The sequence below is a fragment of the Methylophilus sp. 5 genome (genome assembly GCF_000515275.1).
In the GTDB taxonomy this organism is placed as follows: Bacteria; Pseudomonadota; Gammaproteobacteria; order Burkholderiales; family Methylophilaceae; genus Methylophilus.
Genome location: NZ_KI911560.1, coordinates 446,480 through 464,893 on the forward strand (window position 1 = coordinate 446,480; position 18,414 = coordinate 464,893).

The following is an 18,414-nucleotide window of genomic DNA, read 5'->3' on the forward strand; positions in this document are numbered from 1 at the left end:
CGAGCAGCAAGTCTATAGAGCGAATGTTGCAGACAAATTAAGATCGGACTAGTCGGACTATCATGTGTTGAAACATTGCTGGCAGAGACCAAAAAAGCCCGGCGAACCGGGCTTGTCATTGGGCGATAAACGCTGATGTCACTATGCTTGACGACGGGCAGCGATCAGGCCAATCAGACCCAATCCAGCCAGAATCAGGCCGGATTGTGTCGGCTCTGGCACATTAGCGGCATAGGCCAGACTACCGGTGCCAGACAGTCCCAACGCGGTGTCGTAAGCAAAGAAAGCATCTGAGTTATCGGCATAACCGGCAATCAGGCTAAAACCGATGGCTGGGCTGCTTGAGTCTACAGACCATTCCAGGCCAGTAAACACGCCATCTTGAAACACAGCAGTCGCATCAGCCAAAGCTGGGGTGGCCAGGTTAAACAGGCTGCCACCAAAGTTAAAGTTCAAGCTGCTCAGGTTGATCAGCTCAGTGCCTGATGCCAGCAAACCGGCATCGTCAAAGCTAAACTGGCCCTGGTAGCTGGTCCCGTTGTAATAACCGGACTCGACCTGGCCTGCAAACTGCAGGGATTGAATCGCTGCCTGGGCTGGCATGACCACTGCCAATAAGGCTGCCAGCGTGATTTTTTTCATGAATGTGTTCATTGCAAAATTCCTTTAGTAAACATTAAAGTATGAAATCTCTGGCTGGTGACACTTGTTTTGCGGTCAAGCCTTTGAGAGTCACTAATGATTTGGCGGCTGCCGGGCCTGCGGCACCGTCAGTATCAACCATTACCTGTACGCCACCAGTCACATCAACCAGGCTCAAATAGCCGCCTGTTAATACCGTGTTGGCAGAAATACCGAGTGAAGACAGCAAGGCCGTCAGCTGTAATTTGTCGGCATAAGGCGTGAAGTCAGTGATGGTGTCACCGGCATCGCGCATGCTGCTGTAAACAAACACATCATTACCAGCACCACCGGTCAGCGTATCCACACCCAGGCCACCATTCATCACGTCATCACCTGCTGTGCCCACCAGCACATCGCGGCTGGCAGTGCCGTTACGCGTCACGCCAGGCGTGGTCGCGGCAATGGCCAGATCGATCAAACGACCACCGTTGTCGTACTGGTTTTCCAGACCGTACAAATTGCCGGTGATTTCGTCGCCATCGGCATTATTCAAGCGACCCAAACCGCCTTCGGCTTTAGGTGACTGAATATAATTAGCCAATGCCTCTTGGTAGGTAATGGTGAATGGGCTGTCTTCAAACACAACTGCATTGGGCACGAATGGGAAGCCATCACCGCCTGCGGCAGTAAAGTCGATCGTGGTGAAAGAGAAGGTGCGGCTATTGTTCACCACCACGCCGTGATCAATCAGCACGGTGCCGTCATCCAGCACCACGCGTTGAATACGGTTACCTGTGCCTTGGGTCGTTCTGGCGGTATTGCGGCTGTCATACACCACTTGCATGCCGGAGATTTGCGGATAACGGCCATTGGCGCGACCGGTCGGGCTGGTGTCGCCATAACCGTGTTCCAGCAGGTCTTTCAGCTGCGTCGCATTCACTTCTGGTGCGCGTTTGACCAGGTTGGTAAATGGCAGCACATTGAAGGTGTCACCGATAGAGACATTACCCACTGTCGCAATGTTGGTACGGATACCGCCACCGTTCTGGATTGCGACCTCGGTTTTGCCAGCAAAACGCATCGCGTCAGCCACCAGGTTGCCCAGGCCGGTTTCAGCGTTACGCACACCGGCCACAAAGGTACAAGGTAATGCGGCACACGTAGTATGGGTCGGGCCATTTAATTTCACTGCGGTGGTGCCGATGATTTGCGCATTTAAGGCAGAGATATAGTTAAGCACGGGGGCAACCACTTGCGCCTGAATTGTGGCGTCACCACCCACGCGGTCTGCATCCGCAGCAGCACCGCTCACGCGCATCATTTTGCTCGATTCAATCGCCACAAACGTGCCGTGTGCGTCGTCTATGGTGAAATTCACCTGGCCGACGTAACGGTTACCAAAGTGGCTGGTGAGGACTGGCACGGTGCGGCCATGCGCATCCGTGGCATTCACTGGGTGAGAGGTGTAAGTCGCGGCGACACCACCGTTGATCAAGGCATCATCTGGGTCGACCATTAACTCATGGCCACCACCGGACAGCACCAGGTCAACGCCAGTCAAGGCCGGCACCACCACGCTGATTTCATTGGCCGCATTTTGCAAATGGCTCATCAAAATCACCGTGGTCACGCCTTGCTCACTGCGTAGACGGTTCACCTCTGCCTGAATCAGCGGAATCAGGGCTTGCAGGTTTTGTGCCTCGGTATTGCCAGCGTCGTAGCCAATCACATTCACCGCACCAGGTGAGGAGATATTAGGCAACAAAGGGGTGGTTGCACCCACCAGGCCAATTTTATGACCGGCAGTGGTTGTAATGACTTTAGAAGGCGCCACTTTACCGCTAGCCTTTAAGGCGCTGAATTCAGCGGTCGCATTGAAGTTGAGGTTGCTGGAAAGATAGGTGCTGCCAGAGACTTTGGCAAAACGGGCAGCCACTTGCGGGCCCAGGTCAAACTCGTGGTTACCAAACACCATGGCGTCAAAGCCAATCTGGCGCAAAGCGATTGCATCGTAAAAGTCCTGGCCGCCATCGCTGTAGCTATTCGACAGGTTATTCAGGCTGGCGGTAAAGCGCGGGCCAGGCAAAAAGGCATCACCAGCGTTTAATTTCAGCACGGTGCGGCCTTGGCCAACGGCTGTTGTTTCGGCATTTTTAATCACAGACGCCAGGCGGTCTATGCCGCCATAGTAAGAAATCGCCTGACCAGCGTTATCGCGCAGGTTGCCTTGTGCAGACAACAACCAGCTTTCCTGGTCGCCCACGTGCAACACCGTCACACCCTCAGCCCAGGCGGCGCTGGCGGTTAATGCCAGTGCCACGCAAGCGGTTAATTGTTTCAGTTTAAACATTGTTTTCTCCATGCCGTGCCGTGACGCATCACGGCACGCATTCATTCAAGTATTAACGTGTCTGATTAACGTGCTTGGCGACGACGTACCAGCGCCAACACACCCAAACCAGCCAGCAACATGCCTACGCTGTCCGCTTCTGGCACAGGGGTCACTGCAGCCACGGTAAACGCAGTGGTGTTAGGCACCAACGCGGTAGAAACACTGTTATTTACAGTGTCTACGTTCCAGTTGTTCACGTTTGCCACTTGCGCTTTGTAATCGGCAAAATTGTTCAGGCCATCACGCACACCGTTATATTCGGCATAGTCGGGCTCGCTGGAAGCACCGGCTTTGGCGGTTAATTCAATGGCATTGACACCGGCTGTCAACCCTGTGTTGGCCAAAGAACCATCATTCACAAATTTGCCGTTAGTGATGGCAGACAGGAACGTGGTTGGTGCTGTTGCACCAGAACCAAGGTAGGCGTATACAGTTTCGTTGCTGTTAGAGATGCCCCAGTTGCTGCTGCCAGACACACTCACACGGGACAACACGCCTGCAGAAGCTGACAGCGTGGTTTTATCATAAGCAGAGAAACGCACCACAGTACCTGCGGCAACCACATCAGCGGATACCCACTGGTTATAGCTTTCGCCAGTATTGAAGGCGCTGCCGGTCCACTCGTTATCGCTAAAGTAAATGGTGGTATTGGCGGCGATGTCAACAAAGGTCACAAAGGACAACCCATCTTCGTCGGCATTAAAAGCCGTGAACATGATGTCACCGGCATTCAGCGCCGCGTTGGCTTGGCTGGACAGCAGCAACGCTGCGATTAAACTGATTTTTTTCATAAAACTACCCTCTCACTGGATATTTAAAAACAAGTTGTTGATTGGTTATGGTTTGATTGATACTGCTTAACTACTTATATTGAATTACCAGCGCACCAAACCTTGCATTTCTGGTCTGTGTGCATCCAGTTGATTCATGGCTAATCCTTTTAAGGTCACCAGCGATTTGGCGGTCGCCGTACCCGCTGTGCCGTCGGTGTCGATTTGCAACTGCACGCCACCGGCCACACTCACCCAACGGGCAACGCCATCGGCAAACGGCTGGCTACCGCTGTAGCCTATGCTTTGCAGCAGCTCAGCGATGTCCAGTTGATCTTCGCCCGGCGTAAAGTCAGTGATGGTGTCAGTCGCATCACGCATGCTTTGGTAGACAAAGGTGTCACGGCCTGCACCACCAGTAATGGTGTCTGCACCCAAGCCACCGGTCAGCACGTCATCCCCAGGTGTGCCGATTAAGGTGTCACGCTGACCACTGCCTTGCACAGACTTCACCAGTTGCAAGCCGACGATCACTGGGTCATGGTCAGAAGAACGGTAAGGGCTGTCGGTGTAAAGGTCTTGTGGCTTGAACTCGGTGTTGTAGTCAATGACAAACGGTTCGTCTGCATTGATATGCCAGTGCACGGTGCCAGTGACTTGCGCCGCCAGGTCAGCATTTGCCAGTGCGTGGTCCAGGTAACCTGACTCACCATCAAACACATAGGAGTAACCGGCCTGACCATTAAAGCGTGCAATCTGGTCTTGCAAACCGGCGTTCTCCAACACCAGCACCGGGTCTTCCTTGCCGTAGGCGTTCAAGTCACCAATCACCATCACATCTGGATCATTGGCCTGGTTTTTAACGGTCTGGATGAATTGCACCAACTGGTTGGCTTGTGCCAGACGCTGCGGGTTGTAACAGCCTTGCCCGTCACCCTGGTCAGCATCGCCACCTGCTGCATCAGAGCAGCTCTTAGACTTCAGGTGATTCACCAGCACAGAGAAGCGCTCACCATTAGCCGCCTCAAAGGTTTGTGCCAGCGTCGGACGGTTATTGATGCTATTGGTATCTGACAAGGCCGCCGCTGTGGGTGTCAATTTGGCTGGTTTATAGATCATGGCCACCTTGATCGCATCGGTACCGGTGCCACTGGCTGGGTCCGCAATCACTTTGTAGGTATTAGCACCCGATACCGCATTCAGGCCATCGACCAGGTTTTGTGCCGCCACTGTGCCGTTGTTCTGGATTTCCATCAGGCCAACGATATCCGCGTTAATCGCAGTTAGCGCACGGATGATCTTGTTACGCTGACGGTTGAACTCCACCAGATTGTTGGCACCGCGGCAATTCGAAGCTGAAGTGCTGCTACCTAAACGGCAACCCTGGCTGGTTTGACCACTGGCGGTAGCGCCATTGGTAAACGTGGTGAAATAGTTGAGCACATTAAAGCTGGCCACTTTATAGTTACCGCCCACGCTGCCTGGCGCTGAAGTACGCACATTTTCGCGGCTGAAAGTCACCGGCTCAGTCGGATGCAATTTGTAGTCACGTGGCCCTGGGTTAGAGGCGGTAATCAAGCCATGGTCAATCACACCGGTCAGGTTTTCCACCACATCACCAGCGCGCAAGGTGTCATCCTCACCAATAAACGGGATAGGATTAGGGTTTTGTACGCTGCTGCCATCATCCAACACCAGACGGCGACGGGCATTTTCATCGGCCAGTTGCGCCGCCGGGCTAGAGTTTGCAGCATACAGATTGGTTGGCTTGATCATGCGGCCATCGGCAGACAGCGTCACCTGGCCATAACGACCCTGAAAGTAATTCTGTGAAGCGGTCATTGGCGTGGTGATGCGCACAAGCATGCCTTCGTAGGCTTCTAAATCACCTTCTGTGACTTCTGGCAGCGTGATGTCTGTGGGCAGAATGACATTGTTGCTGCTGAGTACTTGCAAGCCGCTGATATTGATCAGCTCGGTAATGGTGTTGAATTCAGTTACGCTGGCAGTCATGCGGACTTTTTGGCCCTTACTCACCATTGGTGTCACGCCAGTGCCCAGATAGACAAAAATACCGTCAGAAGTCAGTGGATTACCATCGCCGCTGACATCTTGCATGTAAAAACCATTCAAGCCAGGGAACACGGCGGTGACTACGCCTTCGGTGGTCACCGTTTGACCATTGAGCGGGCTGACAGAACTCACACCCAACTCACTGCCCTGAATCTGAAAAATACGGGTAATGCTGCTGCTTTGTACCGTGACATTCACACTGCAAGTGGCGGTTTGCGCTTCATTGTTGGCAAACTGCACATCTACCGCATAGTTACCTGCGGGCAAGCTGCCATCGAGTTGCAGGCTGGTGCTGGCAGATTGGCCATCGCTACCGGCAGCCACAAAGTTGCTCAAACTGACCCCGGCTGGCGCAGAGGCAGACAGCGTGGCCGCATTGACGATGCTGTCGGCGTCAGACGCTTGCAATAACACTGAACCAACTTCGCCCACTTGCAATGTGACTGCCGGGCAAGAGGTGACTATCGGCTGATTAGTGCCCGTACCGCCACCACACACGTTGACAGCGCTACCGCTGTTGCGTGGTGCAGGGGCACCGGTCGCAAAATCACTGCCGTTCTGGTTGGTATCTTGGCAACCATTGTTTTTACGTAATAATGCTGTGCTGCTGTTAATAGCTGGTGCCACCGCGCCTTCAAAAAAATTCGCTGTGCCATAGCCGACCAGGTCCACAATCTGTGCTAACTGGGCCGGGCTACACACCACAGAGCCGCCATTACAGGCCAGGCCAGTGCTGTTATTGACCAGCACCACTTTGCCATTGGTGCCGCTCATGTCGGTGGCGTTATTGCCCACGTCAGGGGTTGGTAAGACGAGGCCATTGGCGGCACTGCGCAAACCCACCAGGTAATATTGGCCAGGTTGCAACACGCCTGATAGCGTGGTCACACCGTTAGCAGAAAAGTTACCGTTGCCAGTCGCACTGCCATATTGCACCGACCAGCCATTGATATTCACCGCGGCTGCACCGGCATTGAATAACTCAACAAAGTCCTGGTTATAAACACTGCCCTGGCCGCCATAAATCTGGCTAATGACCACCTCGGCATAGACAGGAAGACTTAGGGAAGACAGGCCTAGCCAGGCCAGTGCCCAATGGATTTTTTTTAATTGCATTCAGGACTCCGAAGTTTTTTAACTCGATAAAAGCCTGAACACTTTAGCAATTTAGATTGCCGTCAATATTAAGTTTCATACCAATGCACTAGGCAGGTCGGACTAGAAAACCAGCCACAATTGGTACAGTTTTTGGTCAATGACCAGAGCAGTTCACTAGTCACATGCACCAACATTGTGCCGGATGGCTTGTCCTACATCAGATTGCTCCCATACCGGACAGCCATGCCCCACAAGCTGGTCTAAAGTTTTATTTTTACAAGCTTGAGACCAAGAAAGGACGCAAAATGGCGAACACACATCCACATGAATCTTTACTCGACAAAGTCGTGGCCATGGTACCCAGCATTGAGGGCGCCGCCCCTTTGGCTGAAATAATGCCTCCGCTGCCTGAACCACCGCAGGCAGACCCGGACATGCAATTAGTACTTGATGCATTGACCGCGCTGGGTGGCAAGCCAATTGAAACCTTGTCACCCACTGAAGCCCGCCAGCAGCCAACACCAGCAGATGCCGTCAAGCGCGTGCTACAGCAACAAGGCCGGTTCCCGGCAACCGCTCAAGTGTCCAGCCACGAAATCAGCATCCCGGGTGGCCCGCTAGGCAGCATGCCTGCACATGTGTATACGCCAGTAGGCGAAGGGCCTTTTCCAGTTATCCTGTATTTTCACGGTGGTGGGTTTGTCCTTGCCGACAGTAAAGTCTATGAGGCATCCATCATTGCCCTGGCACAAGGCGCGCGGGCGATTGTGGTGTCAGTCGACTACCATCTGGCACCTGAGCACCCATTTCCGACCCAGCCTAATGAGGCGTTTGCAGCCTACCAATGGTTGCGTCAACATGCTGGAGAGTTAAATGGTGACCGCCAGCGCATTGCCGTGGCCGGGGAAAGCGCAGGGGGCAATCTTGCCGTAGTGACCTCACTCATGGCGCGAGACAAGGATGTACCCTTGCCTTTACATCAACTGCTGATTTATCCGTTAGTCAATAACGACACGCAGAATGCATCCTATGAAAATAATGCCCATGCCAAACCACTGAATGCCGCCATGATGTACTGGTTTTTTGGACACTACAGCCAACCTGCTGAGGCCGAAAGCGCCTATGCGCTACCCGATAAAGCACAGTCACTGAAAGAGTTACCTCCTGCGACTATCATCACGGCAGAAATCGACCCTTTATATGAAGAAGGCAGAGCCTTTGCCGAACGGCTGCAAAACGATGGCGTACCAGTGGCTTATCGCCATTTTGATGGCGTGGTACATGAGTTTTTTGGCATGGCTGATGTAGTCGCCAAAGCCAGGGAAGCACAAGTGTTTGCGATTGCTGAACTGCGCAAGGCTTTCGATGCTTTCAAAGCCAGACATTAATCTGGCAGCAATAAAAACGCCCACCAGAGGTGGGCGTTAAGAGGAAATGATGAACTGTTGTTATTGTTAGCTTTATCGACCAAACCCGAGCACATCGACCGAAATAATAGATGGCAACACCGGTTTGACCAAAGCGCTATTGACCGCCGAGTTGGCCACATTTTGTGCAACCGCCTGGCTTGCCGCATTCACGCTATCTGGGTTAGTGGTGGTGCCGAGCCCTGCAATCGCCGTTGTGGCGGCGACAGGAATGCCTGTAGAACCATTACCGGCCTGGATATTGCCTGCGTTGAGCACCACAGGTGAAACAATCTGGATAATGCCTTGAATACCTGCCTCACCCGCATCAACAATAGGCGCTGTCAAATACACATTGCCTTGCGTCGGTGCCTGCTCCGGCCCATTTGGACCATCCGGGTCATAGGTTTGTGCGCGGATACCACTACCTGAGGCAACGCCCCTGACTTCTACCCGCGTATTACCGTATACATCGGTCTGCACGATACGCTCAGGCACGGAGGTGGCTGTTTTGGAACCACGCCCTGCATCAATCGTACCGTTTGTAGACCAGATGGCAATGTCACTCCCAAACTGCGTAATCACTTTGGACTGATTGACAGAGAAATCACCATCGGCAATCGCACGAATCTCACCGCCTTTTTCGGTAATGATGCCAATATCGTCGCCACCTTGTCCTGGCACCCCGACGTTTATCAAGCCACCAGGCGCGATCAGATCAATACTGCCGCCACTGTTCGTTGAAATCTTGGAGTTAAACAACAAAATATCGCCAGCATATTTGGTCGGATACAAGGTATCCAAGGCATCATAACCACGCTGATGACTATCCGTTTTGGCAAAGTTTTGGGCAGAGTTAATCAGCTCAGTCGTCAGGTGACGGTTGACGAACACGGTTTTAATCGCTGTAGACTGCGCATTAAACTGCGTGTAAGCCTGTGCTTGCGTCAAGTCATTATTACCGGTGAGTTTTTTCATAAACGCCAGCAAATACGCGGCCGTTTTTTCTTTGTAAGTTGCCAGGGCGCTAGCATCATCCTCAATCACCTCCGGCCCTGCGCCTGCAGGTGCGATATAGCGATCAATGTAGTCTTGCACTTTGCCACCCGCCCCTACCCCCGCTAACAGGCTGATAGACGAACCTGTGGTAGGCAGTAAAGTATTGGCACGGTAAGCCGGGGTAAACTCAAAGTCGCCATTGCTGGTGCCCGTACTGCCTACTGCCTGAATAGTGCTCACATCATTGTAAACCAGGTCCACATTTCTGCCAGCTTGCACCAGCAACTCGCCAGGACCAGCAATCACCACATTTTTGGTATTCACATCACGGCCAGCGGCAATCACACTGATATCACTGCTACGGTTATTTTGCAGCGCAATATTCAGGCGTGTCACATCCTGGCCAGCCACAATCTGAGTCACTTTTGGCAAATAAACCAACCCAGGAATCAGGCTGTCATATCCACTAATATCACCTGTTTTAGTGACGATCAGAGAAGTTTGAAAATCGTTAGCATGTAACAGGCTATTGGCATGGTTATTGAAGTAAGGCAGATCATTCGCCAACAATCTCGTTTCGTCATTTAAGTCTGAAGACCTAACAGGGGTATTCACTGTAGGCAAGTCGCTAACATTGGCATCAGACATCATCAACCGGCCAATCTGTATATTCTGATCTGCCAACAATGACAGATTGCCCTGGCTGGCCGAGACCAGATATGCCTGCCCCAACGTAATGCTCCCGTTATGTGCAGCCATGGATACCGTCCCCGGATTCAAACTGACTCCACCGAAGACATTGGCCCGCAGTCCTGTAGAAGCTGCAATCAAATCGTTGAGTTGTGTTGCATAGCTGATACTACCGGTCAACGCAGTCAGACTGACTGCCGCTGTTTCACTGTAAGTATTGAAATAGCTGTTGTGCGCAGCACTGTCACTATTCGGTGAGTTGGTGGTTGATTGCGGTAATAGCGTCGGATTAAACGTGGCTTCTATACGTACATCTTTACCCGCACTCACATCAAACTTGCCATCCATCATCGCCAGCACGGTGCCATAGAGTTTATCTGGTTGCGCAGTAATACTGCCTCCAACCTTGATGGTCCCCTCACCCTTGCCAATAAAATAGACACCGCTATACAAGTCACCCCCTGCCGTGACATGCAAATCGCCGCCACCATTCACCACACTATTACCTGTAGCGCCGTCACCGAAGTTATCGTAACGAGCAGAGGTCGGCACAGAGGCTGAGAAATTTGCAATATTACCGCCAGCATTGATGGTCACATTACCACCACCCAGCGCACCCAGGCTTTGCTTGAATTGATCATTGCGTATCCACCAGGAGGCATCTTTCAATTGAGTGTTACCCGCCTGGCGGAACAACCACTGATTAATCACCTGACGGCTATCGTTTTCTGAGCCATTGATATTACCGCGAACATTCAGCGTAATATCACCCCCATTGTCCAGGTACAACGGACGTTGTGCGACAACTGGCGGCGTGAAACCGGGCAACGCAGCCGCTTCAACCCCGGCTGTATAAATAACAGCGCTGGCATTGCCCATCACGAGATCGCCACCGGTGGCGATCTCAATATCACCAGTGCCTGTTCTCACCAGCTTGTTACTGGCCAGCGTCAAATTGCCTGACTCACTATTACCATCGATACCGATGGTAGAGGGTGTTGTATTCATCACATTGGCCGACGTCATATCAGCGCCCGCCACCAGACGGTAGCTCCAGGAGTCACCTGTACCGATGGTGGCCGTGGTCGCCGCATTAGCGAAGCCATCACTGAGCGAGCCGTTCAAGGTGAGATTGTTGGCTGCACGCAAGGTGAGAATGCCCGGCTCATTACCGGTGCGGGAATCTGAATACAAGTTCCAGTCGGTACTGACAGTCAGGTTACCGTTAGAACGAACTTCTTGACCGGCACGCAGATGGAAACTGCTATCCCCCGTTTTGCCAAGGCTGGCCAGTATGCTGGCCTGGTTGCCCATAAAACTGCTGACATCGTTTGCCAGGGTGGTATAGCCCAAAGTACTGCCATTACCACTGCCTGTGGTCAATGTAGTCACATTGTTAAATACCCTGAATGCTTCCAGCACCACAGACTGTGCACCGGTGATCGTGGTATCCAGACTATTGACCGCCACCCCTGTGCCAGAGCCAGCCCCCGTACGCGGCGCGCGTAAATTCACAGTGCCGCCGGCACCATTGCTACCGCCAGCGACCTGTATGCTAGAGCCTTGATTCAAATTGAGCGCACCGTTGCTAGTTGCCAGCACCACCTTGCCGCCTTCTGCACCGGCTTTTGATGAGTTAGCGGTTAACTGTGCCGTGCTTTCCAGCGTTAAATCACCTGCAGCATACAATCCAATACTGCCTTGCTTGTCACTGTTGGCATTCACTGTGCCAGACACATTAATCGCCCCCTGGTCTGCCGTCACGCTAATCTGTTTGGCCGTGAGTGCTTGTGTACCAGTACCGTCAACATTGACATCGCCGGTGCGTACACGATAACTGCGACTTTGACTAAAGCCTTGTGCCTGCTGATCAACCGCAACAACAGAAGGTAATGTGCCAACATCTACTTCAAGCGCCCCACCCTGCCCGGTGCCCAGTGCACGGCCATCTAACTGCCCTTGCAACTGGATATTGCCGGTAGTCGCTGACAAACTGATTTTGCCTGCATCCGCATCACCTTGTGCGCTCACGTTGACCACGGCACCACTATCGACAACGATATTGCCACCACTGCTGAGCTGTACCTTGCCAGCATCAATATACGTGGTTTTATCTGCATAGGTTTTGCTCGAAGACGATGCAACCACCGCAGCCTGGCTACCCAATTGTAACTGGCTGCCACCCTGCAGATTAATTTGCCCAGACAAGGCTTCGATACGGCTGTTCACATGCAGTTGATCCGCTTGCAAGGTCAGCGATCCGCCGATATTGCTATTGGCTGTGAGACCTGTCGTATCGCCTTGCGTCGTCGTCAACGTGCCTGCCGTCGCCACGGTGTAGTTGGCAGAACCCTCAGTGGTGATTCTGCCCACATTCAACTGCGTTTGATTCACTTGCAAGTCAAGTGCGCCACGCTCGGCCACGGTTAAGGTCTTGGCGTTGATCTGCACACCGTCAAAACCACCGATGGTATTTTTATCAACACTGGCAATGGCATTATTTTCAAGCACACCTGATGGGTCGCCTTCCAACCGCACTGATTCCGCATTGATCTGCAAGGTTCTGCCCGATGGATCAGCCACACCCGCATAATTGGCATCCACTGTATTTTTCAGGGTGAAGGTCTTGGTATTAAAAGTCACCGTACTCCCCACAGGCGCCGTCGTTTCACCGTCTGCCAGATGCCCGGCAATGCCCGCTGCATTTACGGTGAGGTTCAGTTTGTCATTACCAAACGTCACATCCCCATAAGTATCGACGGTGCTGTAACTGTTCAGAGTGAGGTTAGCCACATTATCCAGTTGCGACAGGGTTTGGTCATTCACATGCAAGCCTGACTCCCCGGCTGGTGCATCGCCAATCAGGATGCGGTTAGAGCCCAGGGTGGCACTGGCACCATCAGCCAAGGTGATATTGCCAGCAAAACTGACATTCTGGCTGCCATCCATCACTAACGAATTACCTGCAGAAATCTGTGCATTTTGTGCAATATTCAATACGCCACTTTGTGCGTTAATTGATGTGCCGGTGCGGGTGTACTGCAGCTGATTCACCGAAGATGCACCGAAAAATGCACCGTCGCCACTGGTATTGATATTCACCGTTTTAGCGTTCGCATTGCGCGTGCCGGTATCAATTTGTGCCCCAGCCGCCATACTGACGCTGTCACGCGCAGTCGCCATAAACTCCACGGTATGTAACACCTGGCTGGCATCGTTTTCAATACTGACCGTGCTGGCAATGGTATTAATATTGGTCGTGTTATTACTTTGGCTACGTACGCCCCCCAGCAGGATACTGTCCGCGTTCAGCGCATTTAACTGGCTGGCCTGTAACTGCAAACTGCTTTGATCACTACTATCTACGTGGCTGACAACACGAATGCTATTGGCACTGATATCAACCATCAGACCATCTGCGCCTGTGATTTTGCGGGCAGTCACAGTTCCCTCCAGTGCCAGCTGCTGTGCCTGCAAGGTCAGCTTGCCTGCATCCTGGGTATTTTTGACATCGGCGCCACCGGTATGCAGCGGGTCAGAAAAATAAGTGCTGGCATTGGTCACCACATATTGTGAAGGCGCTTTTGAAACCGCGCCCTCAGCAGGGCGTAGCACACTGCCGTCAATCACACGGAAGGTAGACCACTGCGCGTCTTTAGCACCCGTGCTCAAATCAGACATGTAACCCGTGGTCAGCATGCTGCCATCCTGCATGGCAGAGGTCTGGCCACGGACTAAAGCCGCATCGCTGCGCTGCACAATAAAAGCACCTGGTACTAATGCATATCTGGCAGGCATTAATGTATAGGTGCCTGTTGGAATACCGGCAACACCCGTAATGTAAATGCTCTGACCAACATCGACACCCGCTGAACTGCCGCTATAAGTACGATCGGTAGCAGAATAATCAGACGCCATGGTCGGGATCAAAGCATAGGTGTTCGGTTGCGCCAAAATATCTTGGGTGCCGCCAACGCCACCACTGACCCACTCGTAAGCAAACAGTTCGCCACCACCAGACAGATCGACCGTAGCACCTTCACTCAACTTGGTATCTGGCGCTTCAATTGAAATCTCTTTATCAATCAGGTCACGGCTTTCACCGTTGCTCGGGTTGAATACCTGTCCAGCAGACACGGTGACGCCAAAAGGAATATTCTGGCCGGTGCCGGAAACGGACGTCAGGCTGCCCGCCCCCAAAGTAACGCTTTCGCTGCCTATGAGGTGAATCTGGCCAAACGGTGCTTTCAATACGCCATCTTGTTGAATATGGCTAGCCTGCAAAGTGAGTATGCCACCGCCGGAGAGCACATTAGAAGGGGCCAACCCGCTGGAGCGCACATTAATCTGGCTATTCGCACCTTCGGCAACAAACGTCAGCTGCGCCCCCGAATCAGGGTAGATTTGCCTGGCGGTGAGATTGAGTTCACCTTGAGTGGTTAATCCTGCTGGCGTGGCATTCAAGCCAAGCTGCACATAAGTGCTCGCTCCCTGGCCGTGGATATCCCGTAACGCATTGAGGTTGGTGCGGCTCACGCCACTGGTGGCGACCAGGCCATCAAGGTAAATCTGATTAGCATTCAGGGTAAGCTCACCATTGCCGCCCAGCACTTGCGCGTCTACATCATTTTTGCGGCTATAAAGCTGCAAATGGCCTGCACTTAATTGTGCATGGCCATTATCCAGCACCTGCAACACCGGGCTATCCAGGCGCAAATTACCGGCGACTGACAAATTCAGATCTGATGCAAGCAGCAGGCGGTTATTGGCATTTGTCTCGCCAGTGATAAAACTGCCTAAATGCACATTATCAAATCCGCCGGATTCAATTTGAGCGGCAGAAATTTGTGCCCGTTGCAATTGCCCGGTGGCTGTCGTCACAGACGTTGTGGTATCTTTCAAGGCATCACCGGCTTGAATATTCGTTGTCAGCAATTGCTGATCATTGGTGACATGAAAACGGCCACTGTCATTGACATAAGGGTTGCTGGCATCATAAGCCACGGACTGAAACAGCATGTTCAGGCTACCGCCGCGCCCGGTGCCTTGTGCATGACCGGAGAGTGTGCCATCGACCAACAGGCTGCCATAGCCATATAAATTAATCTCACCGGCATCGCCATAGAGCGTCTCGGCAATATAGCCACGATTAGTCAGCGTATTGGTAGCAACACTGGTCGCAGACACATTCAACAATGCACCCTGCTTGATGACCACGGCCCCTTTTTGTTCGTTGTCAGCACTATTCATTGTAATGGTGCCGGCATTCACAATTTGATTCTGTTCCAGACCCGCACGCGAGTTTGGCAAACGGAAGCTGGTGCCTGAGACATCTAATGTCGCGTGGCTGCCCACAAACACCATCTGGCTAGGATCTTCAGGCATTGTGGGATCGTTATCATTGATTTTCAGGGTGATATTCCCCCCTTTGGCAGTGATATCGCCTAGTACATTGACCTGCTTGCCTGCCGACAGTTGCACGCTGCCACCTGCATCGGTCTTGATATGGGCATTTTCATGCACCGTCAATACACCTAGCAGATCACCTTCCCGATGGCTGGCAAAATCAAAAGAAACTGCCTGCCTTAAATAGTCAGGCAGTGTGGTTAAACGCGTCACACTCAACAGGTTATTGCTACTGGCGGCAGTAGAGTATCCTGACTTCATCTGTAGCGTCTGCGCCACGCCATAGACCAGGCTGGTGGTGCCGACATTATCGGCACCAATGTGTACATTAAATGCACCCAGATGATATTTGGAAAACCCGCCCTGGTTGAAAAAACTGTTATTCAGGCTGAAGTTCAAAGCATCGGTGGCAATGCCATCCACCCCGATATATAAATTGGTAGGATTACCCTGACCAAACTGGATACTCAGCTCGCCACCGTGATCGAAGCCATAGGCGCGCAGGGCCAGATTGGTAGGTAACTGGCTTTGGGTGGTAAAGCCGATATTGCCTGCATCGCCTGTGTGCACCGTACCGCTGCGATCGACATAAGCACCGGCAGAGGCATCCAGTGTGACATTCTGGCCAAACTCGATCACCCCAGCCTGAATGCTGCCGGCATTTTCAGCCGTCTGCTGTGTTAATGCGCCCTTCATGCCGATTTTGTTATTCACAAAATTGCCTGCCGTCGAGATTGTCACGTTGTTTGCAATTCTGGTCAGGCCTGCATCTAAATGCACATCGGCGCCGCTGGCTATGATGTTCTGGTTAATATTGACAGTGGTCAAACCGCTACGACTGAGCGTGAGTGAGCCATTGGCATCCAGATTAAGCGCTGTATTCACATTCAGCGTTTCAACATCATGCAAATCAATCTGGTTAAATCCCTGCGCCAGAAAGCCAGTGCCTATGCTGGAGACAAAACTGTCGTCACCCGCGATCACATCCTCAAAGGCAAAGCCACTAGACAAGCGCTGTATCGAGCGCACCAGGTCGAGATTGCGAGCACTGGCTTCAAGCGATGCCCCCAGTGGCACATGTTGTGAAAGTAACTGCTGCTGGCTGACTTTGGTATTACCAAGCAAAGTACCATCTAACACCAGCTTTTGCACATAACCACCTGACACTGGCGTAACTAACTTGACTGCACCGGCATTACCGCCCTCAAAAAAGCTTTGAACCTTGTAACTGAGGTTACCCAAAGTAAAGGTTTCTGACGTGCCCCATTTGGCATCATAAACGGTCGTACTATCACCAAGACCACTGTAAGCCACCCCAACCTGTGCCTGGGAGATCGGCACCAGCTTGCCGTTAAATAACAGCTGCGACTCTTTTAGTGCGCCGCCGGTATAAGTGGTTGAGCCGCCAGACACATTAATCGTTGAGCCTTTTGCCGCGATAATTTCGTTCGGGTTAGAGAGCGTCACTGTACCGGCGTTAGTCATCTTCTCTGACACCGTCGCCATGCGCGTCGAATCAATATACGGCTGCAGGTCAAACAGGTCGGTGCCTTTGCGGGCATCCACAAAAACCTTTTTACCAAACAGGTTTGAGCCACGCAAAATCGGGTTGTCTTTCAAAGCGTCAGAGTTCAGCTGCACCTCTAGCTGAAAGCGAGACATGGACGCAACAGCATCGACGCCAGAAACATCTATGGTCGCATGCTCACCCAGATAAATACGACGTGGCACCTGGCTATTGAGTATAGAGGCCGCATCGTAGGCGCTGCTCACCGTGACGTTACCACCCTTGGCGCTGACCAGCCCGTCAATATTGACCAGGCTACCTGCAATACTGATATCCGAGGTTTTGAATGCCAATGATGCCAACACCTCCTCTTTATCATTCATTTCAGGGGTCACTTCAGTCACACTACCAGTACCCAAAGTCACAATACCGTCGTATCGCTGATCAGATTCCCCATTGGTAACCGTAGCATTGGACTGAGCAACCAGCCTGATGGAGCCGTTAGCTCGTACAGAAGTGGTTGCTGAAAGTGTTCCCATCTGGTTCACGGCCAGGCCCATCATGGTAATGTTGCCGCGCTCGGCTACAATTTTACCGAGGTTGGTGGCCGTGCCGCCAGAAGCCACTTCGACCAGCATACCAGCTGGATCCTGGCTACCTTTAAGGTAAATCTTTTTACCTGCGGCCAGAATGGTCTGGCCGTCTGGGGTTTTGATCACCGCATTTTTTTCAACTTTAACGTTAGGTGCAAACAGCATCACCTTGCCGCCTTTGGCGGCATTAATCTGCGCACCGCTCTCTACCCGGACCTCGGCATTATTCACTTTACTAGCCTGGTCTGGCGTCAGATTGATGGTATCGACCAACTCAAACACACTGTTATAGCCAGCCTCATTCACAAACCCAGATTGAAACAGGGCATCGGTAATATTCAGTGTCCCGGCAAACAGTGAGCCCACGTTAAACACGGCGTCTTTACCAATAATCACGCCATTGGCATTCACAAAATAGACATTACCTGCGGCATTCACGTTGCCATTCAGTATGCTGGGGTCCACACTATGCACGCGGTTTAACATGGACCACCCGGCCTGCATATTGACGTTAAAGTTTTGTCCTTTAGCCAGGTCTAACTGGTTATAGTTAACAATCGCCTGTGGCTTGATTTGCTGAAACGTAATGTTGTTGATGTCCGAGCTAATCACACGCGTAGAGTCATTGACAATGTCGCGAATACTGATACCCGCAGGCATATCCGCCCAGGCACTCATCACCGCCCATGGACCAGGTAGCATACTCAGCGACAACCAGATAACGGCTGCACCGCGCGCGCGGGTACGCCCTTCACCCGCACGTGAAGAAGCAATCTCAGCCACCACCACCATCGCATGGTGAATTTTGCTGAATACCAGTTTATATAGTCCCTGATTCATATCTCTACTCCGTTTA

6 protein-coding genes are annotated in these 18,414 nt (G+C 52.2%); 1 reads left to right on the forward strand and 5 read right to left on the reverse strand.

Annotated features, from left to right (window positions below):
• Positions 1-141: 141 nt before the first annotated feature.
• From METH5_RS0101965 to METH5_RS0101980, 4 genes are all read right to left on the reverse strand, one after another.
• Positions 142-642, reverse strand: a complete 501-nt coding sequence (locus tag METH5_RS0101965) for a PEP-CTERM sorting domain-containing protein (protein WP_232410903.1) — start codon at positions 640-642, stop codon at positions 142-144.
• A gap of 34 nt (positions 643-676) precedes the next feature.
• Positions 677-2,974: a 5'-nucleotidase C-terminal domain-containing protein gene (locus METH5_RS0101970; RefSeq protein ID WP_029146925.1), complete on the reverse strand. Its 2,298-nt coding sequence runs from the start codon at positions 2,972-2,974 to the stop codon at positions 677-679.
• A 65-nt stretch (positions 2,975-3,039) separates the two neighbouring features.
• Positions 3,040-3,807 carry a PEP-CTERM sorting domain-containing protein gene (locus METH5_RS0101975; protein ID WP_029146926.1) on the reverse strand — a complete coding sequence of 256 codons (768 nt, stop codon included), beginning with the start codon at positions 3,805-3,807 and terminating at the stop codon, positions 3,040-3,042.
• Between the two features lie 84 nt (positions 3,808-3,891).
• Positions 3,892-6,975 carry an ExeM/NucH family extracellular endonuclease gene (locus METH5_RS0101980; protein WP_029146927.1) on the reverse strand — a complete coding sequence of 1,028 codons (3,084 nt, stop codon included), beginning with the start codon at positions 6,973-6,975 and terminating at the stop codon, positions 3,892-3,894.
• A 287-nt stretch (positions 6,976-7,262) separates the two neighbouring features.
• Here METH5_RS0101980 and METH5_RS0101985 point away from each other — a divergent pair, with 287 nt between their 5' ends.
• Positions 7,263-8,345 (forward strand): alpha/beta hydrolase, encoded by a 1,083-nt coding sequence (locus METH5_RS0101985; RefSeq protein ID WP_232410904.1) that lies wholly within the window; start codon positions 7,263-7,265, stop codon positions 8,343-8,345.
• Positions 8,346-8,417: 72 nt separating this feature from the next.
• On the opposite strand, the gene METH5_RS0101990 is transcribed toward METH5_RS0101985, so the two are convergent.
• Complete coding sequence (locus tag METH5_RS0101990; RefSeq protein ID WP_029146929.1) at positions 8,418-18,398, reverse strand: filamentous haemagglutinin family protein; 9,981 nt, start codon at positions 18,396-18,398, stop codon at positions 8,418-8,420.
• Between the last annotated feature and the right edge of the window lie 16 nt (positions 18,399-18,414).

Excerpts from the sequence above, each read along its gene's own strand:
- METH5_RS0101965 (WP_232410903.1), bottom strand. The coding sequence starts at position 642 with ATGAAAAAAATCACGCTGGCAGCCTTATTGGCAGTGGTCATGCCAGCC.
- METH5_RS0101970 (WP_029146925.1), bottom strand. The coding sequence starts at position 2,974 with ATGTTTAAACTGAAACAATTAACCGCTTGCGTGGCACTGGCATTAACC.
- METH5_RS0101975 (WP_029146926.1), bottom strand. The coding sequence starts at position 3,807 with ATGAAAAAAATCAGTTTAATCGCAGCGTTGCTGCTGTCCAGCCAAGCC.
- METH5_RS0101980 (WP_029146927.1), bottom strand. The coding sequence starts at position 6,975 with ATGCAATTAAAAAAAATCCATTGGGCACTGGCCTGGCTAGGCCTGTCT.
- METH5_RS0101985 (WP_232410904.1), top strand. The coding sequence starts at position 7,263 with ATGGCGAACACACATCCACATGAATCTTTACTCGACAAAGTCGTGGCC.
- METH5_RS0101990 (WP_029146929.1), bottom strand. The coding sequence starts at position 18,398 with ATGAATCAGGGACTATATAAACTGGTATTCAGCAAAATTCACCATGCG.